Annotated in this window: 26 protein-coding genes and 1 tRNA gene; 14 read left to right on the plus strand and 13 right to left on the minus strand. The window is 72.3% G+C overall.

What is annotated here, in order from left to right:
* Positions 1-21 precede the first annotated feature (21 nt).
* The gene (locus ACWCP6_RS11830) at positions 22-210 is read left to right on the plus strand and encodes a DUF5703 family protein (protein ID WP_450932225.1); all 189 of its coding nucleotides are present in this window, start codon (positions 22-24) and stop codon (positions 208-210) included.
* A gap of 270 nt (positions 211-480) precedes the next feature.
* On the opposite strand, the gene ACWCP6_RS11835 is transcribed toward ACWCP6_RS11830, so the two are convergent.
* From ACWCP6_RS11835 to ACWCP6_RS11845, 3 genes are all read right to left on the minus strand, one after another.
* Entirely contained in the window at positions 481-1,242 is a 762-nt protein-coding gene (locus ACWCP6_RS11835; RefSeq protein WP_450932226.1) for a chaplin, read from the minus strand.
* 136 nt (positions 1,243-1,378) lie between these two features.
* Positions 1,379-1,612: a chaplin ChpH gene (chpH, locus tag ACWCP6_RS11840; RefSeq protein ID WP_450932227.1), complete on the minus strand. Its 234-nt coding sequence runs from the start codon at positions 1,610-1,612 to the stop codon at positions 1,379-1,381.
* A gap of 283 nt (positions 1,613-1,895) precedes the next feature.
* Positions 1,896-3,230 (minus strand): M20/M25/M40 family metallo-hydrolase, encoded by a 1,335-nt coding sequence (locus ACWCP6_RS11845; protein WP_450932228.1) that lies wholly within the window; start codon positions 3,228-3,230, stop codon positions 1,896-1,898.
* 189 nt (positions 3,231-3,419) lie between these two features.
* Between ACWCP6_RS11845 and ACWCP6_RS11850 the strand changes: the two genes are divergently transcribed.
* A tRNA-Leu gene (locus tag ACWCP6_RS11850) sits at positions 3,420-3,504 on the plus strand.
* 94 nt (positions 3,505-3,598) lie between these two features.
* Positions 3,599-4,012, plus strand: a complete 414-nt coding sequence (locus tag ACWCP6_RS11855; protein WP_450932229.1) for a YchJ family protein — start codon at positions 3,599-3,601, stop codon at positions 4,010-4,012.
* Between the two features lie 75 nt (positions 4,013-4,087).
* Here ACWCP6_RS11855 and ACWCP6_RS11860 read toward each other — a convergent pair whose 3' ends face one another.
* Positions 4,088-4,789, minus strand: coding sequence for a FadR/GntR family transcriptional regulator (locus ACWCP6_RS11860; protein WP_450932230.1), 702 nt, complete (start codon positions 4,787-4,789; stop codon positions 4,088-4,090).
* 131 nt (positions 4,790-4,920) lie between these two features.
* On the opposite strand from ACWCP6_RS11860, the gene ACWCP6_RS11865 reads away from it, so the two are divergent.
* Both ACWCP6_RS11865 and ACWCP6_RS11870 read left to right on the plus strand, forming a co-directional pair.
* Positions 4,921-5,448 (plus strand): gluconokinase, encoded by a 528-nt coding sequence (locus tag ACWCP6_RS11865; RefSeq protein WP_450932231.1) that lies wholly within the window; start codon positions 4,921-4,923, stop codon positions 5,446-5,448.
* Between the two features lie 95 nt (positions 5,449-5,543).
* Positions 5,544-6,941: a GntT/GntP/DsdX family permease gene (locus tag ACWCP6_RS11870; protein ID WP_450932232.1), complete on the plus strand. Its 1,398-nt coding sequence runs from the start codon at positions 5,544-5,546 to the stop codon at positions 6,939-6,941.
* Between the two features lie 66 nt (positions 6,942-7,007).
* On the opposite strand, the gene ACWCP6_RS11875 is transcribed toward ACWCP6_RS11870, so the two are convergent.
* From ACWCP6_RS11875 to ACWCP6_RS11895, 5 genes are all read right to left on the minus strand, one after another.
* Positions 7,008-7,652: a cytochrome b/b6 domain-containing protein gene (locus ACWCP6_RS11875; protein ID WP_450932233.1), complete on the minus strand. Its 645-nt coding sequence runs from the start codon at positions 7,650-7,652 to the stop codon at positions 7,008-7,010.
* The gene (locus ACWCP6_RS11880) at positions 7,636-8,409 is read right to left on the minus strand and encodes a molybdopterin-dependent oxidoreductase (protein ID WP_450932234.1); all 774 of its coding nucleotides are present in this window, start codon (positions 8,407-8,409) and stop codon (positions 7,636-7,638) included. The genes ACWCP6_RS11875 and ACWCP6_RS11880 overlap by 17 nt, the downstream gene beginning before the upstream one ends.
* A 93-nt stretch (positions 8,410-8,502) precedes the next feature.
* On the minus strand, positions 8,503-10,068 hold the full coding sequence (locus tag ACWCP6_RS11885; protein WP_450932235.1) for an APC family permease: 1,566 nt from the start codon (positions 10,066-10,068) through the stop codon (positions 8,503-8,505).
* A 372-nt stretch (positions 10,069-10,440) separates the two neighbouring features.
* Positions 10,441-11,391 carry a hypothetical protein gene (locus tag ACWCP6_RS11890; protein ID WP_450932236.1) on the minus strand — a complete coding sequence of 317 codons (951 nt, stop codon included), beginning with the start codon at positions 11,389-11,391 and terminating at the stop codon, positions 10,441-10,443.
* Positions 11,392-11,799: 408 nt separating this feature from the next.
* Complete coding sequence (locus ACWCP6_RS11895; RefSeq protein WP_450932237.1) at positions 11,800-13,455, minus strand: FAD-binding dehydrogenase; 1,656 nt, start codon at positions 13,453-13,455, stop codon at positions 11,800-11,802.
* A 221-nt stretch (positions 13,456-13,676) separates the two neighbouring features.
* On the opposite strand from ACWCP6_RS11895, the gene ACWCP6_RS11900 reads away from it, so the two are divergent.
* The 4 genes from ACWCP6_RS11900 (at position 13,677) to ACWCP6_RS11915 (ending at position 15,922) form a co-directional block, all read left to right on the plus strand.
* Positions 13,677-14,573 (plus strand): DMT family transporter, encoded by an 897-nt coding sequence (locus ACWCP6_RS11900; RefSeq protein WP_450932238.1) that lies wholly within the window; start codon positions 13,677-13,679, stop codon positions 14,571-14,573.
* 115 nt (positions 14,574-14,688) lie between these two features.
* Positions 14,689-15,213: an NUDIX hydrolase gene (locus tag ACWCP6_RS11905; protein WP_450932239.1), complete on the plus strand. Its 525-nt coding sequence runs from the start codon at positions 14,689-14,691 to the stop codon at positions 15,211-15,213.
* Positions 15,210-15,602, plus strand: coding sequence for a YidH family protein (locus tag ACWCP6_RS11910; protein WP_450932240.1), 393 nt, complete (start codon positions 15,210-15,212; stop codon positions 15,600-15,602). Before ACWCP6_RS11905 ends, ACWCP6_RS11910 begins: the two co-directional genes overlap by 4 nt.
* On the plus strand, positions 15,599-15,922 hold the full coding sequence (locus tag ACWCP6_RS11915; RefSeq protein WP_450932241.1) for a DUF202 domain-containing protein: 324 nt from the start codon (positions 15,599-15,601) through the stop codon (positions 15,920-15,922). The genes ACWCP6_RS11910 and ACWCP6_RS11915 overlap by 4 nt, the downstream gene beginning before the upstream one ends.
* A gap of 129 nt (positions 15,923-16,051) precedes the next feature.
* On the opposite strand, the gene ACWCP6_RS11920 is transcribed toward ACWCP6_RS11915, so the two are convergent.
* The gene (locus tag ACWCP6_RS11920) at positions 16,052-16,987 is read right to left on the minus strand and encodes an NADP-dependent oxidoreductase (protein WP_450932242.1); all 936 of its coding nucleotides are present in this window, start codon (positions 16,985-16,987) and stop codon (positions 16,052-16,054) included.
* Positions 16,988-17,162: 175 nt separating this feature from the next.
* On the opposite strand from ACWCP6_RS11920, the gene ACWCP6_RS11925 reads away from it, so the two are divergent.
* The 3 genes from ACWCP6_RS11925 to ACWCP6_RS11935 all read left to right on the plus strand — a co-directional run bounded on the left by ACWCP6_RS11925 (position 17,163) and on the right by ACWCP6_RS11935 (position 19,993).
* Complete coding sequence (locus tag ACWCP6_RS11925) at positions 17,163-17,459, plus strand: hypothetical protein (RefSeq protein ID WP_450932243.1); 297 nt, start codon at positions 17,163-17,165, stop codon at positions 17,457-17,459.
* A 283-nt stretch (positions 17,460-17,742) separates the two neighbouring features.
* Entirely contained in the window at positions 17,743-18,774 is a 1,032-nt protein-coding gene (locus ACWCP6_RS11930) for a phosphotransferase family protein (RefSeq protein ID WP_450932244.1), read from the plus strand.
* 4 nt (positions 18,775-18,778) lie between these two features.
* On the plus strand, positions 18,779-19,993 hold the full coding sequence (locus ACWCP6_RS11935) for an acyl-CoA dehydrogenase family protein (RefSeq protein WP_450932245.1): 1,215 nt from the start codon (positions 18,779-18,781) through the stop codon (positions 19,991-19,993).
* 103 nt (positions 19,994-20,096) lie between these two features.
* Here the strand turns inward: ACWCP6_RS11935 and ACWCP6_RS11940 are convergent, their stop codons facing one another.
* From ACWCP6_RS11940 to ACWCP6_RS11950, 3 genes are read right to left on the minus strand one after another with little or no spacing between them, the layout of a single operon-like run.
* Entirely contained in the window at positions 20,097-20,690 is a 594-nt protein-coding gene (locus tag ACWCP6_RS11940; RefSeq protein WP_450932246.1) for a TetR/AcrR family transcriptional regulator, read from the minus strand.
* Positions 20,691-20,716: 26 nt separating this feature from the next.
* Entirely contained in the window at positions 20,717-22,450 is a 1,734-nt protein-coding gene (locus ACWCP6_RS11945) for an AMP-binding protein (RefSeq protein WP_450932247.1), read from the minus strand.
* Positions 22,447-23,214, minus strand: coding sequence for an SDR family oxidoreductase (locus ACWCP6_RS11950; protein WP_450932295.1), 768 nt, complete (start codon positions 23,212-23,214; stop codon positions 22,447-22,449). Before ACWCP6_RS11950 ends, ACWCP6_RS11945 begins: the two co-directional genes overlap by 4 nt.
* Before the next feature lie 221 nt (positions 23,215-23,435).
* On the opposite strand from ACWCP6_RS11950, the gene ACWCP6_RS11955 reads away from it, so the two are divergent.
* Together ACWCP6_RS11955 and ACWCP6_RS11960 are read left to right on the plus strand one after the other, a co-directional pair.
* Complete coding sequence (locus tag ACWCP6_RS11955) at positions 23,436-24,713, plus strand: exo-beta-N-acetylmuramidase NamZ family protein (protein WP_450932248.1); 1,278 nt, start codon at positions 23,436-23,438, stop codon at positions 24,711-24,713.
* Between the two features lie 193 nt (positions 24,714-24,906).
* Positions 24,907-26,301 (plus strand): serine-threonine protein kinase, encoded by a 1,395-nt coding sequence (locus ACWCP6_RS11960; protein WP_450932249.1) that lies wholly within the window; start codon positions 24,907-24,909, stop codon positions 26,299-26,301.
* The last annotated feature ends 5 nt before the right edge of the window (positions 26,302-26,306 follow it).

Consider the following 26,306-nt stretch of genomic DNA (forward strand, 5'->3'; position numbering starts at 1 on the left):
GGTGCCCGCACAATAGATGCGATGCCGGAATACGAATTTGTCGACGTGTATGTCCCGCGCGGAGTCTCCCGCAAGGAGACCACCCGCCTGCTGACGGACCATGCGGAGTACGGACACTGGGAGTTGGACCGCCTCAGACTGGATCCCGACGGCAGCCGCAGGGTGCGGCTGCGCCGACGGATCATCCGCCAGGCGCGCGCCACGTGGTGAACTGAGGCGCATGTGTCGCGGGAGCCGTATGTGACCACGGGGACGCAGGAGCCGACGCCGGGAGCACGGGACCACGCCCGGAGACAGACCGAAAAGAGAACTCCGGAACGCACCCGCCCGGGGGATCGCAGACCATCGACCGCCGACCACGGTCCATCAATCATTGACGACGGTCCGCCGACCACGGGCCGCTGACGGAACAGATCGGGCTCCGCACGGTGCGGAGCCCGATCTGTTTCTGCCGATACGGCCGTGCACGCCGGACGCCGACTACGCGGCCGCTCGTGCCCTGCGGTAGAGGATCACGCCGCCGAGCAGCGCACCGGCGCCGACGGGCAGGATCGTGCCCAGCGGCAGGGAGCTGCCGGTCTCGGCGAGCTGGGCCGTCTGCTGCGGCGGGGCGACGACCTGGGTGCCCGGGTTGTTGGGGTTTCCCGGCTGGTTCGGGTTCCCCGGCTGGTTCGGGTGGCCCGGGGTGTGTCCGCCGGGGGTGTGCCCGCCCGGGGTGTGCCCGCCCGGGGTGGTCGGGTGACCCGGGTGCTGGGGCGTGGTGGGCGGCTTCGTCGGGACGTGGCGGTCGGGCGGCGTGCTCGGGGTTCCGCCGTTGTCGCACCGGTCGCCCGTGGCCGTGTTGCCGAGGCCTCCGACGGTGACGCTGTTGCCGCAGACGTTGACCGGCACGTCGACGGGCACCTGGACGTGGTTGCCGGAGCCGACACCCGGCGAGTCGCCGGTGTGGCCGCCCGCGTGCGACCCGCCGCCCCGGGACGGCGTGGTGCTGCCGCTGTGCGACGTGTTGGCGCAGCGGTTGCCCACGGCCGGGTTCAGCACCCCGATGACGTTGACGGTGTTGCCGCACAGATTGACCGGAATGTGCACCGGGACCTGGACGGTGTTCCCCGACAGAACGCCGGGCGAGTCCGAAGTGGCGCCCTGGGCGCCCGAGTCGGCGTGAGCGTAGCCGCCGGTGACGGCGAGTACGCCGGTCGCGGCCGCCACGGTGATCAGGCCTTTGCGCGTGACCTGTCGCATAGCTTTTCCCTGCCTTGTTCCTACCGGAATGCACACGCGCCTCCTTGCGCGTGCACGGAATGCCCAATCGGCCCCGGAATGCATGGCACGCACTCCGGGGCCCAGGACTCAGACCCTTATGGGGTGAGGCACGACGTCAGTGGTTGACGCAGGTGTTGCCGAAGGCGGGGTTCAGCAGCCCGATCACGGAGACGGTGTTCCCGCAGACGTTCACCGGCACGTGGATCGGCGCCTGGACGACGTTGCCGGACAGGACACCCGGGGAGTGCACAGCCGCACCCTGGGCACCGGCATCGGCGGCGGCGAGGCCCGCGCCCGCGAGAACGAGACCACCGGTGGCAGCCGCAGCAGCGACGACCTTCTTGAGCATTGTTCCTCCTTGTTGGCAATGCGGTCCCAAGCCGCGGACCGCACCACCTGTAACGAGGAGGGAGTAATGGAGCTACGAGCTTATGGTCGCATTCACTCTTCTCAGTCAACTCCGTACACGCAGGCGATTATCGGTGTTTCGGTCCAGCACGCCCGGTCGTCGGCGCATCGGTCCGAACGCACGGAGGCGGCCCCACCGGAATCCGATCCGGTGGGGCCGCCTCTCCGGGCAGTGTGCAAGCGCCCCGCTCTGCGGGCGGGGCCGGCGGGCGGCCGGCCGGCCGTCAGGACGCGTCGATGAACCGGTCCAGCACCCGGACGCCGAACTTCAGGCCGTCCACCGGGACCCGCTCGTCGACTCCGTGGAACATCCCCGCGAAGTCCAGCTCCGGCGGCAGCTTGAGCGGCGCGAAGCCGAAGCAGCGGATGCCGAGGTCGTCGAAGGACTTGGCGTCCGTACCGCCGGAGAGCATGTACGGGACGGCGCGGGCGATGGGGTCCTCGGCGCGCAGCGCCGTCTGCATGGCATCCACGAGGTCGCCTTCGAAGCTGGTCTCCAGCGCCTTGTCGGAGTGCACGTCCTCACGCCTGACGCGAGGGCCGAGGATCCGGTCGAGGTCGGCGAGGAACTCCTCCTCGTAGCCCGGCAGGAACCGCCCGTCGACGTGCGCCGTGGCCTCGCCGGGGATCACGTTGACCTTGTAGCCGGCGCCGAGCATGGTGGGCGCCGCGGAGTTGCGCAGCGTCGCGCCGACCATCTTGGCGATGCCGCCGAGCTTCGCCAGCGTGGTCTCCATGTCCTCGGGGTCGAGGGGGGTGCCGAGCGCGTCCGAGAGCTCGTCGAGGAACGACCGCACGGTCTTGGTGACCCGCACGGGCCAGGTGTGCCGGCCCAGCCGCCCGACCGCCTCGCACAGTTCGGTGATCGCGTTGTCGTTGTTCGTCATCGAGCCGTGGCCCGCCGTGCCCTCGACGGTGAGCCGCATCCAGTGCATGCCCTTCTGGGCGGTCTCGACCAGGTAGAGACGCAGCTGCTCGTTGACGGTGAAGGAGAACCCGCCGACCTCGCCGATGGCCTCCGTCACCCCTTCGAAGAGGCCGGGGTGCTTGTCGACGAGGTGGCGCGCGCCGTACGTGCCGCCCGCCTCCTCGTCGGCGAGGAACGCCAGCACGATGTCGCGGGGCGGCTTGCGACCGCTGCGCAGCCGGTCGCGCACGACCGCGAGGGTCATCGCGTCCATGTCCTTCATGTCGACGGCGCCGCGCCCCCACACACATCCGTCGGCGATCTCGCCGGAGAACGGGTGGTGGGTCCAGTCCTGTGCGTTGGCCGGTACGACGTCGGTGTGGCCGTGGATGAGCAGCGCGGGCCGCGACGGGTCCTCGCCCTCGATCCGGGCGACGGTCGAGGCGCGCCCCGGGTGCGACTCGAAGATCTCGGGTTCGAGCCCGACCTCGGCGAGCTTCTCTGCGACGTACTCGGCGGCCTTGCGTTCGCCGGGCCCGGAGTGGTCGCCGTAGTTGCTGGTGTCGATCCGGATAAGTTCGCGGCAGAGGTCGACGACCTCGTCCTCGCCGGAGACGGACCTGGCCCTGTCGGACCCGCTCGACTCGCTCACGCTTGCTCCTCCCGCTGTCGACACTGCTGGCCCCTCATCCTCCCTCCCGACCCCGTGCCCGCCCAAGGGCGGTCCCGGCCCGTCATACGCCGTTCACGCCGGGAGCCGCGGAAGGTGGGGGTGATCAGGCACCCCCGAATGTTTGCTATGGTTTTCCACGTCGCCGCGGGAAACCGCGACAGACCACCGGTCCGGGTGGCGGAATGGCAGACGCGCTAGCTTGAGGTGCTAGTGCCCTTTATCGGGCGTGGGGGTTCAAGTCCCCCCTCGGACACATCGACGAGGACCGTGACGGCAGTCACGGTCCTCGATGCGTTTCCGGGCACACCGTGCCCGTCGGCCGGTCGCGGGCCCGGCAGAATGGGCCCATGGCCCGACGCAAGCCCCGCCCCTCCGCCCCTGCTCCCCGGCACCCCGACGTGTGCCCGTGCGGCTCCGGATCCGCGTACCGGGAGTGCTGCGGGCGCTGTCACACGGGCGAGGCCGCCGCGGTGACCGCGGAGGCGCTGATGCGGTCCCGGTACAGCGCATTCGTGGTCCGCGACGAGGCCTATCTGCTGCGCACCTGGCATCCCGGAACCCGCCCCGCGTCGGTCGAGTTCGAGCCCGGGCTGCGGTGGACCGGGCTGGAGATCCTCGGTACGAGCGAGGGATCGGCGTTCCACTCCACCGGCACGGTGACGTTCCGGGCGTCGTACGAGGGCGGGGCGCTCGACGAACGCAGCAGGTTCACCCGGGTGGACGGCGCGTGGGTGTACGTCGACGGGGACTTCCTGGCCTAGCACCTGTCGTCCGGACCCTGCGGGCCCGGAGTGGCTGGACCTCGCCGGCCGTTGCGGGGCCTCAGGTGGGACGTTTCAGGGCGCGAGGATGTCCAGCTCGTGCAGGGCGCCCAGAGCGATCTCGCGGGTGAGCTCCTCGGCGCGGACCGCGTCGCCCTCCCGGACCGCCTCGGCGACCTGGACGTGCAGGGTGACCGCGGCCGGGTCGGGGTCCTCGAACATGACCTGGTGGTGGGTGCGGCCCGCCAGCACCTCGGCGACGACGTCGCCGAGCCGGGCGAACATCTCGTTGCCGGAGGCGTTGAGGATGACGCGGTGGAAGGCGACGTCGTGGATCAGGTACTCCTCCAGCTGCTGTCCGCGTGAGGTGGCGACCATGCCGAGGGCGCACTCGGTGAGTTGGGCGCACTGCTCGGCGGTGGCGTGGCGCGCGGCGAGACCGGCGGCGACCGGTTCGACGGCCGAGCGGAGCACGGTCAGCGAGCGGAGCTGGCGGGCGCGGTCGGCGCCGGCCAGGCGCCAGCGGATGACCTGCGGGTCGTAGACGTTCCATTCGTCGGCCGGGAGCACGGTGACGCCGACGCGGCGGCGGGACTCCACCAGGTGCATCGACTCCAGTACGCGGACGGCCTCCCGCATGACCGACCGGGACACCTCGAACCGCTGGGCGAGCTCGTCGGTGCGCAGCACGCTGCCCGGCGGGTACTCCCCCGCGGTGATCGCGGGCCCGAGTGTGTCCAGTACATGGGCATGCAGGCCCCCGCCCCGTGTGGTCATGGGGCTCAGCGTACGAGGCGACCTGCGGAAACAAAAAGTCAGACTTTTGCGTCACAGTCTCTTGAATTCGTCTGACCTAATGGGCTTCAGTGTCGTGTCACAACGATGTCGACGAAGACAGCGAGAGCACGATGGAGCCTCAGCGCACCCCCCATGTCGTCGTGGTCATGGGCGTGGCAGGGACCGGCAAGACCACGATCGGCCCCCTGCTCGCGGCCCGGCTCGGCGTTCCGTACGCCGAGGGCGACGACTTCCACCCCGCGGCCAGCATCGCCAAGATGTCGGCCGGGGTCCCGCTGACCGACGACGACCGTCGGCCGTGGCTGGACGCCATCGGCGCGTGGGCGCACCGGCGGGCGGGGCTCGGTGGGGTGGTCAGCAGCTCGGCCCTCAAGCGGAGCTACCGCGACCGGCTCCGGGCAGCCGCTCCGGGTGTCGTCTTCGTCCATCTCACCGGTGACCGGAAGCTCATCGAGGACCGTATGACGCGGCGGCAGAACCACTTCATGCCGACGGCGCTGCTGGACTCGCAGTTCGCCACGCTGCAACCGCTGGAGCCGGACGAGCCGGGCGTCGCCGTCGATGTCTCCGGCGGGCCCGAGGAGATCACCGACCGGGCCGTCGCCGCGCTGCGCGGCCTGGAGGCCCCCACCGGCTGAGGCCCCGCTCCCCTCTGCACACGCCGGGCACCCCCATGCCCGGTGCCCTTCACCGCACCCCTCCCCCGTCCCCTCACCTGCAAGGGAAAGACACCGTGACCAGTCTCAGCGTCGAGATGCTGGCAGCGGACCCCGTCGAGCCGATCACCTCGGCGGGTCATGCCCAGCTCGGGATAGCCGTCCTCGTGGGCATCGCCGTCATCGTCCTGCTCATCACCAGGTTCAGGCTGCACGCGTTCCTGGCCCTGACGATCGGTTCGCTGACGCTGGGCGCCGTCGCCGGCGCCCCCCTGGACAAGGCGATAGCGAGCTTCAGCACGGGGCTCGGCAGCACGGTCGCCGGTGTGGGCGTGCTGATCGCCCTGGGCGCGATCCTCGGCAAACTGCTGGCCGACTCGGGCGGCGCCGACCAGATCGTCGACACGATCCTGGCCAGGGCGGGCGGGCGCGGCATGCCGTGGGCGATGGTGCTGATCGCGTCCGTGATCGGTCTGCCGCTGTTCTTCGAGGTCGGGATCGTGCTGCTGATCCCGGTCGTACTGATGGTCGCCAAGCGCGGCAACTTCTCGCTGATGCGGATCGGCGTTCCCGCGCTGGCCGGTCTGTCCGTGATGCACGGTCTGGTTCCGCCGCACCCCGGCCCGCTGGTCGCGATCGACGCGGTGAAGGCCAACCTCGGCGTCACCCTGGCGTTCGGCGTGCTGATCGCCATCCCGACGGTGATCGTCGCGGGCCCCGTGTTCTCGAAGTACGCGGCCCGCTGGGTGGACGTCCCGGTGCCGGAGAAGATGACGCCGCAGCGCGCGTCCGACGAGCTGGAGAAGCGTCCCGGCTTCGGCGCGACGCTCGCGACCGTGCTGCTGCCGGTCGTGCTGATGCTGGCGAAGGCACTGGTCGACATCGTCGTCGACGACCCCACGCACACGGTGCAGCGGGTCTTCGACGTCATCGGCTCCCCGCTGGTCGCCCTGCTGACCGCAGTCGTCGTGGGGATGTTCACGCTGGGCCGGGCCGCCGGGTTCACCAAGGAGCGCATCTCCCGCACGGTCGAGAAGTCCCTGGCCCCGATCGCCGGTGTGCTGCTGATCGTCGGCGCGGGCGGCGGCTTCAAGCAGACCCTGATCGACTCCGGTGTCGGACAGATGGTCCTGGACATCTCCAAGAGCTGGTCGATCCCGGCGCTGCTGCTGGCCTGGCTCATCGCCGTGGTGATCCGCCTGGCGACGGGATCGGCGACCGTGGCGACCGTGTCGGCCGCCGGTCTCGTGGCGCCGCTGGCCGCCGACCTGTCGACGACGCACACCGCTCTGCTGGTGCTCGCGATCGGCGCGGGCTCGCTGTTCTTCAGCCACGTCAACGACGCGGGCTTCTGGCTCGTGAAGGAGTACTTCGGGCTCGACGTCGGCCAGACCGTCAAGAGCTGGTCGGTGATGGAGACGATCATCTCGGTGGTGGCGGGCGCCCTGGTCCTGCTGCTTTCGCTGGTGGTCTGACGGCCCGTTCCGTTCCCTCCGTACCGCTCGGCGGCCGGCGCCTCGTTCGCGCCGGCCGCCGTCGTGTCACGGGCGCCACAACCGGTGTTCGCGTTCCGCCCACTCCCGGTCGACCCATCCGCTGCGCAGCCCGCGCCGTGCCTCCGGATCGCCGAGGGCCTTGCCGATGTGCCCGGCGAGGACGACGCCGACGGCCAGAGCGAGCCAGTCGTGGACGAAGGTGGCCCCGGTGCGCCACAGCAGGGGGGCCAGGTGCGTGAACCACATCATCGAGCCGGTTCCGAGCATGACCAGCACGGCGCCGGAGATCCAGGCCGCGTAGACCTTCTGCCCGGCGTTGAACTTCCCCGCGGGCCGCGCGGAGGGCCGGCGGTCGCGGCGCACGGCGGCCCGCAGCCAGACCCGGTCGTGCGGGCCGAAGCGGTTCAGCAGCCGCAGATCGCCCCGGAAGGCCCGGGACGCCAGACCCAGCAGGGCGGGGACGGGGAGCAGCAGACCGGACCACTCGTGGACGGTGACCACGAGGAGGCGCCGCCCGACGAGTTCGGCGAGCTGGGGAAGGTACAGGCAGGCCGCGGTGGCGACACACAGCCCCATCAGGGCGGCCGTGGCGCGGTGCACCCGGCGCTGGGCGGGGGTGAAGCGGCGTACCCGTGACGGGTCGGCCCGCACGGGGGCTTCGGGCACGGGGGCTTCAGGCAGTGGGGGCATCGTCCCGTCCGTTCGACCGGCCGACCCAGGCGTCCACGTCGTAGCCGCGCCGCTCCCAGAAGCCGGGCTCCACACGGTCGGTGAGCGTGATGCCGGAGAGCCACTTCGCGGACTTGTAGAAGTACATGGGGGCCACGTACAGACGCACGGGGCCGCCGTGGTCGTGGCCCAGGGGCTTGTCCTGCATGCGCAGCGCGACCAGGACGTCGTCCCGGCGCGCCTGGTCGAGGGTCAGGCTCTCGGTGTACGCCCCGTCGAAGCACCGGAAGCGGACGGCGCGCGCACCTTTGCGCACCCCCGCGGCGTCGAGCAGCCGGGAGAGCCGCACGCCTTCGAAGGGGGTGCCGGGGACGCGCCACCCCGTGACGCACTGCACATCGCGGACCATACGGGTCTGCGGCAGCGCGGCCAGCTCCGAGAGGCTGTACGTGGCGGGGTGGTCGACCAGCCCGTCGACGGTCAGACGGTAGTCGGCGGCGGAGCGGCGCGGGACGGAGGCGGCGACCGAGTAGTAGCGGAAGCCGCCTCCGTTGGGCAGCAGGCCGGTGAGGCCGGTCGGGTCCTTGCCGGAGGCGGCGCCGAGGAAGGACTCCAGGGTCCGCTGGAGCCGGGGCGCGGCCGCCACGCCCAGGGCGCCGAGGCCGAGCATGCCGAGCACGAGCCGCCGGCCCACGGGCGCCCCGTGCTCCTCGGGCTGCTCGGGCTGCTCGGGCTGCTCGGGCCGCTCGGCTCGTGCATCTGGTGGTTCGGAGTTCACCCACCGATTCGAGCACCCGCGGCCGTCCGATACCAGGGGCCGCGGGTGTCCGTCAGAATTCCGTCATACATCGGCGGTGGCGCGGCGCGGGCGTCACTCCGACGACCGTGCCGCCTTCTCCAGTTGGAAGGCCTCGTTGCCGAGGCCGATCCGGGCGTGCGCATCGGGCCTGCGGGCCTTGAGGACGGCGCCCTGGACGAGGCCCCCGACGGCGGCGAGGGCGATCACCGCGGGCAGACCCCAGCTGAGTGCCGAGCCGGGCCCCGCGCCGACCAGCACGTCGAAGTCCTTGACCGTGTAGCCCGCGATGACGAGGAGCGCGAGACCGGCGAGCGCGGAGGCGGTGAGCCGCCAGGCCTGGGCGCGGGCGGCGCCGCGGCGTACGAAGAAGACGATGACGGCGAGCGAGGCGGCGGCCATGAGCAGGATGACGCCGAGCGCACCGACGTTGCCCATCCAGGTGAACAGGTGCAGCACCGGCGCCGTCGGGTCGCCGGCCGGCCCGGAGTCGGTGACGGCGAAGGCGGCGACGGCCACCACGGAGATCACCGTCTGGAGCAGCGAGCCGGTGACGGGCGCGCCGCTGGAGCTGTTGGTGCGGCCGAACGCAGAGGGCAGCAGGCCCTCCCTGCCCATGGCGAAGGCGTACCGGGCGACGACGTTGTGGAAGCTGACCATCGCCGCGAACATGCCGGTCACGAACAGGATGTGCAGGACGTCGGTGAAGGTCGCACCGAGGATGCCGTCGCTGAGGAAGAACAGCAGTCCGGCGCTCTGCTTCTGCGCAACGGCGACGATGTGCGAGGGGCCGGCGGCGATGGTGAGCGCCCAGCAGCTGACGGCGAAGAAGACGGCGACGAATCCGACGGCCAGGAACATCACTCGGGCGACGACGACATGCGGGCGACTGGTCTCCTCCGCGTAAACCGGGGCCTGTTCGAAGCCGAGGAAGGCGGCGATGCAGAAGCAGAGTGCCGTGCCGATGCCCGCGCCGGTCAGGGTGTCGGGGTTGAACGCGTGGAGGGACAGGCCCTCCTTGGCGGGGTCGGCGACGGCGGCGATGTCGAAGACGACGACGAGGGCGACCTCGATGAGCAGCAGGACGCCGAGGACGCGCGCATTGACGTCGATCTTCAGCCAGCCGAGCGCGCCGACGAGCAGGACGGCGAGCAGGGCGGGGATCCACCAGGCGACGGTGAGGTCGAGGTAGGTGGCGCAGAGGCCGGAGGCCTCGAAGCCGAAGATGCCGTAGATGCCGACCTGAAGTGCGCTGTAGGCGACGAGCGCGACCAGTGCCGCGCCCGCGCCCGCGGTGCCGCCCAGGCCGCGCGCTATGTACGCGTAGAACGCGCCCGCGTTGTGGACGTGCCGGCTCATCTCCGCGTAGCCGAAGCCGAACAGGGCCAGCACCACGCCGAGCACGACGAAGAGCAGCGGCTGCCCGACGATGCCCATCACACCGAATGTGGTGGGCATGACACCCGCGACGACCATGAGGGGGGCGGTCGCCGCGAGGACGGAGAGCAGCAGTCCCGCCGTGCCGAGCCGGCCGGCGCGCAACGCGCTCTCCTGGCCCTTGAACGTACTGATCCCGCCGCCGCTCGGGCCGGGGGCCGGTCTTGCGTCGCTCGTGTTCGAACTCGAACTGCCCGTCGTCATGGCGGGTTGTCCTCTCTGGGGGTCAGGGGCTGTTACGGGGTCGGTGGTTCGCGGGTCGTGCGTGCCGTGCGGTCGTCGAGCGCTTCCTGCCGTTGTGCGTTTCGCGCGGTCGAGCGATGCGCGCGGTCGTGGTTCCCGAGCGGTGGTGCGTCCGGTGCGGTCGTGCGCTTCGTGCGGTCGTACGTCCTGTGCGGTTGGCGGTGCGTTCGGTGCGGTCGTACGTCCCGTGCAGTTGGCGGTGCGTTCGGTGCGGTGGCGGTGCGTCCTGGGGCCAGGGGTCCTGGCGGGCCGGGCCCCGGGGTTCGTGCGCGCCGCGCGGTCGCAGGTCCCAGAGGTGATCTGCTCCCGCACGGCCGGGGGTTCCGCGGCGTCTCAGGAAGTACCCAGCGCGGCGGCACGTGCAGCCGCGAAGGCCTCGTACGGGTCCCGGTCCGGGTACGACCAGGGTTCGGGCGTGGCGTGCGGACCGATGCGGTGGAACAGTGCGGCGGCCTCCGCCCCGCGGCCCTCCGCGGCCTTGGCGTGCGCGAGGAAGTTGAGGTCCACGCGGGCCCGCGGGTGTCCGACGTGGTCCCACTCCAGCCACCAGTCGAAGGCGGCCTTCATCACCTGGCGGGCACGACGGCCCACCCAGTGCCCGGAGGCCGACGGGTCGGCCGGCTCGACGCCTGCCGCGGCGAGCACACGGAACCGCTCGGCGTGCGCGACCACCGGCAGGATCGCCAGCGGAGAGTCGGCGGGTGCCTGCTCGGCCGACCAGGCCGCGAAGTCGTACACCTCGTGGAGCGGGTCCTGGCCCGCGTCGGCACGGCGCTCGGCGAGCCGGGCGACCATCACATGGTGGGCGTGGTGGTGCTCGGGATGCCGGTGCCGCACCTCGTCGAAGAGGCGTACGACGTCCTCCTCGCTGCCGAGGGCACGCTCCAGGAGCAGCAGGCCGAGCCAGGGCGTGGGGTCGTCGGGCACCCGGGCGGCGGCGGTGCGGCAGGCCTCGCGGGCGGTGTCCGGCCGCTCCCTGCCGAGCCTGGCCCGGTGCACCCCCGCGAGGGCCAGCAGCACGGCGGCGTCGGCGGACTCGGGCTCGGCGAGCAGCCAGTCACGGACCCAGGCCTCGGTGCCGTTCTCCTGGGCGAGGACGGTGATGCGGTGGCCGCGGCGGTCCCAGTCGTCACCGGTCCGGTTGAGCAGGGCGCGGACGGCCGTCCAGCGGCCCTGGGTCAGGGCGGCACGGGCCGTGATCAGTTCGGTGTCGTCCAGCGCGGCGTCGAACGGATGGCGGCCACGCTTGCGCGGACGGCCGAAGGGGGGCGGGGGTGGGGACACCGCGGGACACCCTCCACGACGCGGTTTGCGAGCGACTGATCACGCACAGCAAACCGGTAGCCTGCGCTCCACGTCAAGCGCCCCCTCAAGGCGTACACGTGTCAACGCCACCTCCGGGAACGGTAGTCGACAAGGGTGAAACATTCGGGCGACGGACGGTGGCACACCACCGGTCACGACCGCCGCCGAGGCCCGTCCGCGGGCCCGCCCGGCGTCCGGGCCGCGCGAGGTACCGCCCGGGCACTCCGGTGCATACGGATGGGCACGCCGGGCACTCCGACGTACACGGAGTCGGCCCGCCCGGCGCTCCGACGTACACGGATCGGCACGCCGGGCATGGTGGAATCCGGACGCACCCGCCCGGCAGACGGCGTCCGGAGCCCGGGCGCACCCGCCCGGCAGACGGTGTCAGCCGACCGCCTTCGCCGCCGCACGCCCGGCCGTGCGGCCCGAGAAGAGGCAGCCGCCGAGGAAGGTGCCCTCCAGGGAGCGGTACCCGTGCACGCCCCCACCGCCGAACCCGGCGGCCTCCCCCGCCGCGTACATGCCCGGCAGGGGCTCACCGCCCTCGGTCAGCACGCGCGAGGACAGATCGGTCTCCAGGCCGCCGAGCGTCTTGCGGGTGAGGATGTTGAGGCGGACGGCGACGAGCGGTCCGGCCTTGGGGTCGAGGATGCGGTGCGGGGCCACGGTGCGGATGAGGCGGTCGCCGAGGAACGCCCGGGTCCCGCGGATCGCGGTGACCTGGAGGTCCTTGGTGAACGGATTGGCGATCTCGCGGTCGCGGGCGGTGAGGGTGCGGCGCAGCTCGGCCTCGTCGATGAGGGGTTCCTTGGTCAGCGCGTTCATGCCGCGGACCAGGGCGGCCAGGTCCCTCTCGACCACGAAGTCGGCGCCGTGCTCCATGAAGGCCTTCACCGGCCCCGGCACGTCGGCGCGGGCCCGGTCGATGACCCCGCGCACGGACTTGCCCGTCAGGTCGGGGTTCTGCTCGGAGCCGCTGAGGGTGAACTCCTTGCCGATGATGCGCCGGTTGAGCACGAACCATGTGTGGTCGTAGCCGGTGCCCATGATGTGTTCGAGCGTGCCGAGCGTGTCGAACCCGGGGAACAGCGGGACGGGCAGCCTTCTGCCGCGCGCGTCGAGCCAGAGCGAGGACGGCCCCGGCAGGATGCGGATGCCGTGCTTGTCCCAGATGGGGTTCCAGTTCTCGATGCCCTCGGTGTAGTGCCACATGCGGTCGCGGTTGATGAGGTGCGCGCCGGCCCCCTCGGCGATGCCGAGCATCAGCCCGTCGACGTGCGCGGGCACGCCGGAGATCATCTTCTCGGGCGGGGTGCCGAGCCGGTCGGGCCAGTTGGCGCGGACGAGGTCGTGGTTGCCGCCGATACCGCCCGAGGTGACGACCACGGCCTGCGCCTTCAGCTCGAAGGCGCCGGTGACGGTGCGGCTGCTGGCCCTGCCGCGCTCGGCTCCGGAGGGCTCCAGGATCTCGCCGGTGACCGTGTCGAGGGCGCCCGCACTGCGGCCCAGACCGGTGACGCGGTGCCGGAACCTGAGCTGGACGCGCCCCTTGGCGACGCCTTCGCGGACCCGCCGCTCGAAGGGCGCGACCAGGCCGGGGCCGGTCCCCCAGGTGATGTGGAAACGGGGCACCGAGTTGCCGTGACCGGTCGCGTCGTACCCGCCGCGCTCGGCCCAGCCGACGACGGGGAAGAACCGCACCCCCTGCGCACGCAGCCAGGACCGCTTCTCGCCGGCCGCGAAGTCGACGTACGCCTCGGCCCAGCGGCGCGGCCAGTGGTCCTCCGGACGGTCGAACGCGGCCGTGCCCATCCAGTCCTGGAGCGCCAGCTCCCTGCTGTCCTTGATCCGCAGCCGCCGCTGCTCCGGCGAGTCGACGAAGAAGAGGCCCCCGAAGGACCAGTGCGCCTGGCCGCCGATGGACTGTTCGGGCTCCTGGTCGAGCAGGATGACCGTGCGGCCCGCGTCGGCGAGTTCCGCCGTGGCCGCGAGGCCGGCGAGGCCGGCCCCGATCACGATCACGTCTGCGTCGTAGGCCATGAGCACGCCCTCCCCGGCTCGCACACCGGCCTTACGGATCCGGTGCCATACTGATGGTTACTGGTGAGTCAGATCCTTCGGGACCCGATGACCGGCGTCAACCTTCCGGTTCCCTCCGGTTGCGGGTACTCGCCGGGCGGGCTGCGTCTCCGGGCGCTATCGTCGGCCAAGTACCCGTCCCCCCGCCGGTCTTGGGTCCTTGCCGTCGTGAGGTGCACAGCGTGTCGGTCCTCGTCACCATCCTGTCCGTCTGTGCCGCCTTCTGCCTGGGCATCGGCTTCGTGCTCCAGCAGAACGCCGCGCAGCGGGCCCCGCTGGGCGACTTCCTGTCCTGGCGGCTGCTGCTGGACCTGATGCGGATGCCGCGCTGGCTGGGCGGTATCGGTTTCATGGTGGCGGGCATGGTGCTGGGCGCGATAGCCCTGGGCCAGGGCGAGCTGTCCCAGGTCGAACCCCTGCTCGCGACCAATCTCCTCTTCGCGCTCGCCCTCTCCCGGCGGCAGACGAAACAGCCGCTGGGGCGCCAGGGGTGGACCGGCCTTGCCCTGCTCGCCGGGGGTGTCACCGCCTTCATCGTGGCCGGCGAGCCGCGGGGCGGGCAGGCGGTCGACAGTCCGCTGCGGCACTGGCTCATCATCGGCCTGATGGTCGGCGGGGCGCTGGCGCTGACCGCGTCCGCGAAACGGAGGCGGCTGAGCGCCGCGGAGCCCGCGCTGCTGGGGACGGCGGGCGGGCTGCTGTACGGGGTGCAGGACTCGCTGACCCGGGTGAGCGGCGAGCGGTTCGCCACGGGCGGCCTGGGCGAGGTGCTCTCGTCGTGGCAGCCGTACGGAGTCATCGCGCTGGGCGTGACCGGGCTGCTGCTCGTGCAGAGCGCGTTCGAGATGGCACCGCTCAGGATGTCGCTGCCGGCGCTGACCGCCGCGCAGCCGCTGGCCGGGATCGCGTGCGGGGTCGGATTCCTCGGGGACCGGCTGCGGACCGACAGCGGGGCGCTCGCCTGGGAGGCGGCGGGGCTGGCGGCGATCGTGCTCGGGATCGTACTGCTGGGGATGCATCCCGCGATGCCACGCGGGACCGCACCGTTGGAGCGGGTGCCCGAGGTCCAGTCGCGCTAGACGCTGCGTCTGCCGCCCGGGGTTCGCCGTCGGCGCGCCGGGGCGGCACCGAAACCCAGGTCACGGCCCCGGGACACCGGGAGCGGATGATCCGGTGGCCTGATTGGATGGCGGTATGAGTAGTGCCGCTGACGAAATCCTCGACATCGTCGACGAGAACGACGAGGTGGTGGGCCAGGTCCCGCGGGGCGAGGCGTACGCGCGGGGGCTGCGTCACCGCTGTGTTTTCGTCCAGGCCAGAAACGCCGACGGCCGCGTCTTCGTGCACCGCAGGACCCCGGGCAAACTGGTGTTCCCTTCGATGTTCGACATGTTCGTCGGCGGTGTCGTCGGCGCCGGGGAGTCGTACGACGACGCGGCGCTGCGCGAGGCCGAGGAGGAGCTGGGCGTCTCCGGGCTCCCGCGACCGGTGCCGCTGTTCAAGTTCCTGTACGACGACGGGGCCGGCAGGAGCTGGTGGTCGGCCGTGTACGAGGTGCGCTGCGAGCTGCCGGTCCACCCGCAGGCGGAGGAGGTCGCCTGGTACGACTTCCTGCCCGAGCTGCAGGTGGTGCGGCACCTGGAGTCCTGGCCGTGGGTGCCGGACGGGCTTGCCGCGTACGAGAGGCTACGGGCGTTCCGGGCCGAGGGGGGCGCGTGAGCGACTTCAGGCAGTCCCTGCGGCTGTGGTTCGCGCCGGCTCGGGTCGCGGAGGAGGGCGACACCCCGGACTACCGGTTCTCGCTGGCCAACGAGCGCACCTTCCTGGCCTGGCTGCGGACCGCGCTCGCGCTCATCGGCGGCGGATTCGCGGTGGACCAGTTCCTGCCGGACCTGCGCTGGGCATGGCGCGCCGGGCTCGCGCTAGCGCTGCTCGCGGCGGGCGTGCTGTGCTCACTGCGCGCGGTCAACCACTGGGTGCGGTGCGAGCGGGCCATGCGGCGCGGCGAGGATCTGCCCGTGTCACGCTTCCCGGTACTGCTGAGCATCGCGGTGGCGGTGGTCGCGATCGCGATGGTCGTGATCGTCCTTGCGGGCTGGGAAGGATGACGCCCTCACCGGGCAAGGCGCGGGACCCCGGTCTCCAGCCGGAGCGCACCCGCCTCGCCTGGCGGCGTACGACCCTGTCGGCGACCGTGGCCGCGGTGCTGGCCGCCAAGGCGTCGCTCCGCGGGCCGAGCACGGTCGGCGCGGTGGCGTGCGCGGCGGCCTGCCTGCTGTGGCTGGGCTTCCTGGCGGTGGCGCACCGCCGTATCCGCACCCTCGCCGGGCATCCGGCGGATCCGCCCCGGCTGACGCCGCGCACCGCCACGACCGCCGCCGCGTGTGCGGTGGCGCTGGCCGTGTGCGCGCTGGCGGTCGTTTTCTGAGGCCCCGGGGGTCGCGGCGGTGCGCCGAGGGCGCGTCGGCGCCCCCGGGACCGCGGCCGTGCCGTCCCCGGGCGCGGCGGCCGGGGCCCCTTCGGTGGGTCGCCTCCCGCCCGTCGCCTCGCGCCGGTCTCACTCCTCCCAGTCCACCGTCACCACGATCTTCCCCCGTGTCCGTCCCTCCGCGCTCCTGCGCTGGGCGTCCGCCGTGCGCTCCAGGGGGAACGTCTCGTCGACGTGGACGGTGACCACGCCTTGTTCGGCGAGCTCACTGAGATGGGCGAGGTCGTGGGGGTTGGGGCGCACGAAGACGTAGCGGCCGCCGAGCCCGATCACCTCTGCGTCGGCGATGGAGGCGAGCCGCCCGCCGCGGACGAGCAGTCCCGCGGAGAGCTTCAGGGTTTCGCCGCCGACGGTGTCGAACGCGACGTCCACGCCCTTCGGGGCGAGGGCGCGGACGCGTTCGGCGAGGCCGTCGCCGTACGCGACCGGCTCCGCGCCCAGCGAGCGCACGAAGTCGTGGTTGCGCTCGCTCGCGGTGCCGATCACGCGAGCGCCCCGGTGGCGGCAGAGCTGGACGGCGGCGGAGCCGACGCCGCCGGCGGCCGCGTGGACCAGGACCACGTCGCCCTCCTTCACGTCGAGCGCCTTGATCACGACCTGGTAGGCGGTGAGCCCGGCGAGCGGCAGCCCGGCGGCCTCCTCGAAGGAGAGGTTGCGCGGTTTGCGGGCGAGCGTGCGCACCGGCGCGGCCACGTACTCGGCGAAGGTGCCGCGGCCGAGGAAGTCCTCGCGCACATAGCCGATGACCTCGTCGCCGACGGCGAACTCGGTGACGGCGGCGCCGGGTTGGACCACCACCCCGGCGACGTCCCAGCCCGGGACGACGGGGAAGACCGCGTCGAGGACGCGGTCCAGATGGCCCTCGCGGCACTTCCAGTCGACGGGGTTGACCCCTGCGGCCCTGACCTTCACCAGCACCGAGTCGGGTCCCACCTTGGGGTCGGGCCGCTCGCCGTACTCGAGCACCTCGGGACCGCCGTAGCGGGGATAGCTGATCGCCTTCATTCGCTCGCACACCTCGGGAGAGTTCCGCACGACAACGGCAGGACCGGGCACGCCACCGTCCGACATGCCTGGTGTTAACGAACCTGACATAGATGAATAAGCCCGACATAGCGGGCTAGCCTGAGAGGGTCATCGTGCCGACGACGGCACGGGAATTTCACCGAAGGTGAGCGACATGACCACCCTCCACCAGGAGCACCCCGTCCACGGCCACATCCATGGTCCGACGTGCGGACACACGGAGGTGCCGCACGGCAACCACGTCGACTACGCCCACGACGGCCATCTGCACCGGCTGCACGAGAACCACTGGGACGAGTGCGAGCCGGGCGGGCATGTCACGCACAGCGGTCACGACCACCAGCACGGCGAGGGCTGCGGGCACACCGCGGTCATGCACGGGGACCACCTCGACTACCTCCACGACGGCCACCGGCACGCGGCGCACGACGGCCACTGGGACGACCACTGACCGGTCCACCGGACACCCCCGGGCCCGCCCGCCCGGGCACGTCACGGCCCCTCCCGGACGCACCCGCACTCCGTCCTCCCCGGCACTCCCCCGAATCGGCGTCAACTGGCAGGCTCTGACCCAGGCCATGGCCACGGTTCGGGGGATCGGTGTGTCCGGGGGGCCGTCGCCGTGCGCGGCGAGGGGCCGCGCGAGACGCCGGTCACGTTCGGATCGCACACTGGACGACATACCGACTGGTCGGCATGATGATGCCGACGTGTTCGACACAAGGAGTTGAAGCATGAGCTCAGACCACCCGCCGGGGCTCGACCTCGACCGGCTGCGGGACCATCTCGACCAGGTGCGCCCGGGCCTCACGGACGGGCGGCTGGCCGGCCGGCTGATCGAGGGCGGGCGGTCGAACCTCACGTACACCATCACGGACGGCAGCGGCCGCTGGGTGGTACGCCGCCCGCCGCTCGGGCACGTCCTGGCCACCGCGCACGACATGAAGCGCGAGCACCGGGTGATCAGCGCCCTGCACCCGACGAGCGTGCCGGTCCCCGCGCCCGTACTCCTGTGCGAGGACGAGGAGGTGCTCGGGGCACCCTTCTACATGATGGAGTTCGTGGAGGGCACTCCGTACCGCACGGCGGAGCAGCTGGCGCCGCTCGGTCCCGAGCGGACCCGGGCCGCCGTGCTCGGACTCGTCGACACGCTCGTCGATCTGCACGCGGTCGACCCGGAGGCCGTGGGCCTCGGCGACTTCGGCCGCCCCGACGGCTTCCTCGACCGGCAGCTGCGCCGCTGGGGCAAGCAGCTGGACGCCTCACGCAACCGCGACCTGGCCGGCATCGACGAGCTGCACTCCGCGCTCGGCCGTGAGCTGCCCGTCTCGCCCGCCCCCACCGTCGTGCACGGCGACTACCGGCTCGACAACGTACTGATCGGCGGGGACGACCGGATCAGGGCGATCCTCGACTGGGAGATGTCGACGCTCGGCGACCCGCTGACCGACCTGGGTCTGCTGGCCATGTACAGCACTCCGCTGGAGCTGCCCGACTCCCCCATCAGCACCACCGCAACGGCGGCCGGACACCCGGAGGCGGCCGAGCTGATCGAGCGGTACGCCGCACGGTCGGGACGCGATGTGTCGGCGGTGTCCTGGTACACGGCGTTCGCCTGGTTCAAGCTCGCCGTGATCCTGGAGGGCATTCACTACCGGTACACGCTCGGCCAGACGGTCGGCGCCGGCTTCGACCGGATCGGCGAACTGGTCCCCGCCTTCATCGAGCACGGCCTCACCACTCTCCAGGGACGACAGGAAGGCTGACCCCATGGACTTCGCGTTCGACGCGCGCACCGAGGAACTGCGCCGACGGCTCCTCGCCTTCATGGACGAGTACGTGTACCCGGCGGAGGCGGTCGCCCACGAGCAGCGCGCGGAGCTGGCCTCGCCGTGGGACACCCCGGCGGTCGTCGAGGAGCTCAAGGCCGAGGCGCGCCGGCAGGGGCTGTGGAACCTCTTCCTGCCCGACGAGGAGTTCGGGGCGGGGCTCACCAACCTCCAGTACGCCCCGCTCGCCGAGATCACCGGACGCTCGCCCCAGCTGGCGCCCACCGCGCTGAACTGCGCGGCCCCGGACACCGGGAACATGGAGGTGCTGGCGCAGTTCGGCACCGACGAGCAGAAGAAGCAGTGGCTGGAACCGCTGCTCGCCGGCGAGATCCGGTCGGCGTTCGCGATGACCGAGCCGGATGTGGCCTCGTCCGACGCCACCAACATCACCACGCTCATCGAGCGGGACGGCGACGAGTACGTCATCACGGGCCGCAAGTGGTACATCTCCGGGGCGATGAGCCCGGACTGCCGGATCTTCATCGTGATGGGCAAGACGGACCCGGACGGGACCGACATCCGGCGCCAGCAGTCCATGGTGCTGGTGCCCCGGGACACACCGGGCCTGGAGGTCCGGCGGGCGATGCAGGTGTACGGGTACGAGGACCACTACCACGGCGGCCACGCCGAGGTCGTTTTCGACCGCGTCCGGGTCCCCGTGGCGAACCTGGTCGGTGAGGAGGGCGGCGGCTTCGCCATCGCCCAGGCACGGCTCGGGCCGGGCCGTATCCACCACTGCATGCGGCTGATCGGCATGGCCGAGCGGGCCATCGACCTGATGTGCGAGCGGGCGGTCTCGCGCACCGCCTTCGGCAAGCCGCTGGCGCAGCAGGGCGTCGTCCAGACCTGGATCGCGGACGCGCGGGTCGCCGTGGAGCAGCTGCGGCTGCTGGTCCTCAAGACGGCCTGGCTGATGGACACGGTCGGCAACAAGGGCGCGCACACGGAGATCCAGGCCATCAAGATCGCCACGCCGCGCACGGTCGTGGACATCCTCGACAAGGCGGTCCAGCTGCACGGTGCGGGCGGGGTCAGCCAGGACTTCCCGCTGGCCGAGCTCTGGGCCGGGGCGCGGACGCTGCGGCTTGCGGACGGGCCGGACGAGGTCCACCAGCGGTCGCTGGCGCGGCGGGAGCTGAAGCGGTTCCTCTAGGGGCCATGACCTCGTGAGCGCCTCGGGCCCGGCCCCTTGCGGGGGCCGGGCCCGAGGCCTGCCGAACGCCTGCTCGCGGGTCCCGGGGCCGGGCACCCCGCCCCTACGGGCGCAGGGACCGCAGGAGGAGGTCGGCCAGGTGGTCGGCGACCTGTTGGGGGGTGAGGGGGCCGTCGGGGCGGTACCACGTGGAGAGGTGGTGGACCGACCCGAAGTGGTAGTCGACGACCAGGTCGGCCGGGGTGGCCGTGGAGAAGACGCCGCTGCGCTGGCCCTCCTCGATCAGCGCCCGGAAGCGTTCGTGGTAGCGCCGTCGCTCGGCCCGTACCTGCTTGTTCTTCTCGGGGCTGAGGTGGTGCATCGACCGGAAGAAGATCGACGCGTCGTCGAGGTTCTCGATGGTCGTCACGACGACGTCGGCCGCGGCGTCGCGCACCCGCTTCTCGACCGGCTCGTCGGCGTCCGCGAACGCGTCGAGCCGCTCCTGCTGGAGGCGGAGCACACGGGCGTACACCTCCTGGAGCAGGTCCTCCTTGGAGCCGAAGTAGTGGTACAGGGCCCCCTTGGTGACGCCTGCCGCCTCGACGATCTCCTGGACCGACGTGCGGTCGTATCCCTGTTCGGCGAAGAGGCGGGTGGCGGCCGCCAGCAGTCGCTGCGGGACGGGCACCCCGTCGCCGTCCGTCGTCCTGGGCACTTGCCGCCACCTGCCTTTCCGTGTCGTCAGCTCGCGTCCTCGGCGGAGCTCTGCGCTGGGGCCCCGCCTGCTGAACGCAGTTCCCGCCGGAGGATCTTCCCACTTGTCGTCTTCGGCAGGTCGTCCAGGATCTCGACCTGCCGGGGATACTTGTACGCGGCCAGCCGTTCCTTGCAGTACGCGGCAAGCTCCTCCGGCGCCGCGCCGGCGCCGGGGCGCAGACTGACGTACGCCTTGACGGTCTCTCCGCGGTAGCCGTCGGGGATTCCGACGACGGCGGCCTCGCGGACCGCCGGATGGGTGTAGAGGACGTCCTCCACCTCGCGCGGCCACACCTTGAAGCCGGACGCGTTGATCATGTCCTTCTTGCGGTCGACCACGTACAGCCAGCCGGCGGCGTCCATGAAGCCGATGTCCCCGGTGCGCAGTTCGCCGCCGGGGAACGCCTTCTCCGTGGCCTCGGGGCGGCGCCAGTACCCGGGCACCACCTGCGGACCACGCACCAGGATCTCGCCCTGCTCCCCGAGCGGTACCTCGCGGCCCAGCTCGTCCACGATCCGCACCAGCGTCTCGGGGCCGGGCACGCCGACGGCGAGAGTGCCGGACGCCGCGTCGACGGGGGCCTGCCTGCCGGGCGGTACGGAGGCGCAGGGGGCGGTGCACTCGGTGAGGCCGTAGCCGTTGTGGATGTAGGGGCCGAAGCCGGCGCGGAACTTCTCCACCAGGGCGGGCGGCAGCGGCGCGCCGCCCGAGGAGATGATCCGGAAGGAGGCGAAGTGGTCGCGCGTGACGGCCGGGTGGGCGGCCAGCGCCATGAAGGCGGTGGCGGGCCCCACGGTGTACGCGGGACGGTGCTCGAGGAACGCGTCGAGGACGACGCCCGCCTCGAAGCGGTAGGCGAGGGCCAGCGTCCCGCCGCCGGTGAAGCAGGCGGCGAGCTGGGCGACCATGCCCGTGATGTGGAAGAGCGGGGCGAGCCCGAAGTACACGGAGCCCTCGGGCAGTCCGTGGCCGGTGCGCTGCCGCTCCGCGTTGTACATGATGTTGCGGTGCGTGTTGGTGGCGCCCTTGGGGGTGCCGCTGGTTCCCGACGTGTAGCTGATCAGGGCGATGTCGTCGGGGCCCGGCGCCCGGCCGTCCGGAGCCGGGGTGCCCGTGCGGGCCACCGTCAGCAGGTCCTCGGCGTCGGCTGCCTGCGGGATCCGTTCGAAGGCGAGGACGCGCAGGTCGTCACGGCTCTGGAGGTCGCGTTCGCAGGCGGTGAGCACGACGCGTACCGGCGAGTCGGCTGCGCAGGCGCGCAGATACGCCTCCCAGGCACGGTCGGCGCACACGAGCGCGGTGACCTCGGCGTCCCGCAGCACATGTCCGACCTCCGCCGACTTGTACATGGGATTGACGGGCACGACGATCGCGCCGGCCTTCCAGGCGCCGAGCAGGGCGATCACGAAGTGCGGGGTGTTCTGGAGCATCAGGGCGACCCGGTCGCCCGGTGCCACGCCCCGGGCGGCCAGGTGCCCGGCGACCGCGTCGCTGAGCGCGTCCGTCTCGCGGTAGCTCAGGCGGGCGTCGAAGTAGGCGAGGGCGGTGCGGCCGGGCGACGCGGCGGCGACCGCGCGGAAGGCGTGCACCAGCGAGTCGGCCGGGCTGACCGGGGCGCGCTGGGCGTCGCTGAGCTGGGCCAGCCAGGGCCGTGCGGCGTAGGGCGAGGAGGACGAAGAGGTCGAGGAGGAGGAGGGGAACGAGGAGGGGGTGGTCACTGTCCGGCCGCCTCCCACTTCTGCTGGATGTGGGACATGCCGTCCAGCCAGCGGTCGGGCTCGGCGGCGCGGACCCGGTAGAAGTCGGCCACCTCGGGGTGCGGCAGGATCAGGAATCGGTCGTCGGCCATTCCCGCGAAGAGGGCGTCCGCCACGTCCTCCGGCTCGATCGCGGTGGGCGCGAGAACGATGTCGCCCGCGGATCCGGCGGCGGTGAGCATGTCCGTGCGCACGCCCTGCGGGCAGATGGCGTGGACCTTGAGGCCACGGTGCCGGTAGGTCAGCGACAGCCACTCGGCGAAGGCGTACGCGCCGTGCTTGGTGACGCTGTAGGGGGCCGCGCCGATCATGGTGAGCAGCCCGGCGGCGGAGACGGTCGAGACGAAGCGGCCGCTGCCGCGCTCCAGCCAGTCGGGGAGCAGGGCGCGGGCGGCGCGTACGTGAGCCATGACGTTGACATCCCAGGCGGCGGCCCACACCTGCTCGTCGGCGTCCTCGGTACCGCCGGAGGCGAGGCCGGCGTTGGCGCAGTAGACGTCGACCCGGCCGCCGAGCGCGTCCCTGGCGTCGTCGATGATCGCGGACGCGTCGCCGGGGACGGCGGTGCCGCCGATCTCCTCGGCGACGGCCTTCGCCTTCCCGGCGTCCAGGTCGTTGACGACGACGCGCGCGCCCGCCGCGGCGAACCTGCGTGCCAGTGCCGCTCCGATGCCGCCTCCGGCTCCGGTGACGACGACTCCCGTCCCTTGCAGGGTGTCCACGATCGGTCTCCTTCGACTTCGACGTGCGGCGCAGGGCCACGGCTCCGACGACAGACTAAGCGGTCGGTCAGATGAGGGGAAGAGGGGCACGACCACCCGGGCGCCGCTGTCCGCCTCGTTCCCCGGGGGCCGTCCGCACGCTAGCGTGCGTGGCCGTGTCGGCTCCGGGCGGACGTCCGGACCCGGCGTCCCGGGCGTATCCGCGATCAACCGGAGGTCTGCCGATGAACCTGTCCCGACGGGGCCTGCTGGCCGCGACCGCGACCGTGGCGGCGACCGCCGTACCCGCGGCCGTCCACGGCAACGGCGACGAGGACGCGCAGCGTGACGGGAAACGCGACGCGAAGCGCGACGGAAAACTGCGTACGGGGTTCGAGCGGCTCTCCGCGGACGGCTATGCGCTGCTCGCCGGCCGGAAGGTCGGCGTCGTCACCAATCCCACCGGAGTCACCAGGGACGTCCGGCACATCGTGGACGTGATGCACGCCGACGAGCGGGTGAACCTGGTGGCGGTCTTCGGCCCGGAGCACGGCTTCCGCGGCACCGCCCAGGCGGGCGGTTCGGAGGGCCGCTACGACGACCCGGCGACGGGGCTGCCCGTCTACGACACCTATCTGAAGAGCGGCCGGCCGCTCGCGGACGTCTTCACCGCCTCGGGCGTGGACACGGTCGTCTTCGACATCCAGGACGTGGGCGCCCGCTTCTACACGTACATCTGGACGCTGTACGACTGCATGGAGGCGACCCGGATGGCGGGCAAGCGGTTCGTGGTGCTCGACCGGCCGAACCCGGTGACGGGGCGCGGCGCCTACGGACCCGTCCTGCACAAGGAGTTCGCGACGTTCGTCGGACGGCAGCCGATCTCCCAGGCGCACGGGATGACCGTGGCCGAACTGGCGCGGTTGTTCAACGGCGAGTTCCTGGCGAAGCCCGTGCCGCTGGACACCGTCCTCATGACGGGCTGGAAGCGCACGGACTTCTTCGAGGCCGCCGGGCTGCCCTGGGTGCCGCCGAGCCCCAACATGCCGACGACCGACACCGCGCTCGTCTACTCCGGGACCTGCCTGTTCGAGGGTACGAACCTGTCCGAGGGGCGCGGCACCACACGGCCGTTCGAACTGCTCGGGGCCGACGGCATCGACCGGCGCTGGGCCGAGGCCGCCCGGGCGCTCGGCCTGCCCGGCGTGGACTTCCGCGAGGCGTACTTCGCGCCGACGTTCTCGAAGTTCCAGGGCACGACGATCGGCGGGGTGCAGATCCATGTGCGGGACCGGGCCGCCTACGACCCGGTGCGCACCGGCGTCGCGCTGCTGGTGACGGCGAAGAAGGTGTGGAGCGGCTTCGCCTGGCGCTCCGACAACTGGATCGACAAGCTGACCGGCAGCACCCGGGTGCGGACCATGATCGACGCGGGGGCGTCCGCGGACGATGTCGTGGCCGCGTGGCAGGACGAGCTGGCGGGGTTCCGGAAGGTGCGCGAGAAGTACCTGGTCTACCGCTGACCCCGCCGTCCGGCGCGCCCCGCGGCCGCCGGCGCGAAGGGCTCGGGGCGGCGTCCGCGGGCACCGGGGTCCGCCACCGGTAGGCACCGGTGCGCGGTCCGCAGCGGAACCGGGCCGCCCGCGACTCTGGCCAACTCCCCCGCCCCGCAGGACGATGCGCGCACATCGGACTGCGGGCCGAGGGAGGCTGGTCATGGCGGAGCCGGACGTGGGCGTGGCCCCCTACTGGGAACTGACCTTCGACGCGGACGGCGACGTCGACGTCCACCAGCGCGACCGGCTCACCGCGCAGCTCCGTGACCGGGACGTCAGGGATCTCGTGGTGTTCGCGCACGGCTGGAACAACGACCGTTCCACGGCCATCTGGCTCTACGACCGCTTCTTCGCGCCGTTCCCCTCGCTGGCGCCCGGCGCACGGCTCGGTTACGTCGGGGTGCTGTGGCCGTCGATGCGGTTCACGGACGAGCCGATCCCGGACTACCCGCATGCGCACGCGGTCGCCGCGGGCCCCTCGCTGGACCCGGGCACGCGGCAGGCGCTCGCCGCGGTCTTCCCGGACTGTGCGGCCGCGCTGTCCCGGATCGCGCAGCTCCTCGACGAGCGGCCCGACGACCCCGCGGCACTCGACGAGTACGTGGAGCTCGTACGGCGGCTCGCCACGGCCGGCCCGCAGGCATGCGCGGCGGACGCGGACGGCGAGGGCGACCCGGCGATGCTGCACGACGACCCCCTGACCGTGTGCCGGGGCCTCGCCGATGCGCTGGCCGCGGTCGGGGCGAGACCGGCGGGAGGAACGGCCGCGGCGGGCACGGCCGAAGGAACCGGTGCGGCGCAAGGGGCGGGCGCCCCGAACGGCTCGGGCCACGCAGGAACCGCGGGCGCCGCTCCTGCGCCGGGGCAGCAGACCCCGTTCCTCGGGGACGGCCTCGCGAAGGTCTGGGAGGGCGCACGGGAACTGCTGCGCCAGGTCACGTACTTCACCATGAAGCGCCGGGCCGGAACCGTCGGCGCCAAGGGCCTCGGCCCGGCGGTCGGGCATCTCGCGCAGGCCGCGCCCGGGGTGCGGGTGCATCTGGTCGGGCACAGCTTCGGCGGGCGGCTGGTGTCGTTCGCGCTGGACGGGCTCCCCGACGGGGTGCGGTCGGTGAAGTCGGTGACGCTGCTCCAAGGCGCCTTCTCGCACTACGCGTTCGCGGCCCGGCTGCCGCACGGGATGCACGGCAGCGGAGCCCTCAACGGCCGGGAACGACGCGTGGACGGGCCGCTGGTGTGCTGTTTCTCGCGCCACGACACGGCACTCGGCGTGATGTACCCGCTGGCCTCGCGGATGTCCGGGGACGCCACGTCGGTGTTCGGCCTGGACGGCGCCACGTGGGGCGCGATGGGCCACGACGGCGTGCAGTCGGTCGACGGCGCGACCCGCCTGGCGCTCGCGGACGCGCTCGGCTCCGGGCTGCCCGCCACCGGCTTCATCAGCGTCGACGCGGCCGGTGTGGTGCGGCGCGGCGGGCCGCCCGCGGGGGCGCACAGCGACATCTGCCACCCGGAGCTGGCGCGGGTGGTGCTGGCGGCGGGCCGCATCCGCTGACCCGC

Source organism: Streptomyces sp. NPDC002004, assembly GCF_053593975.1.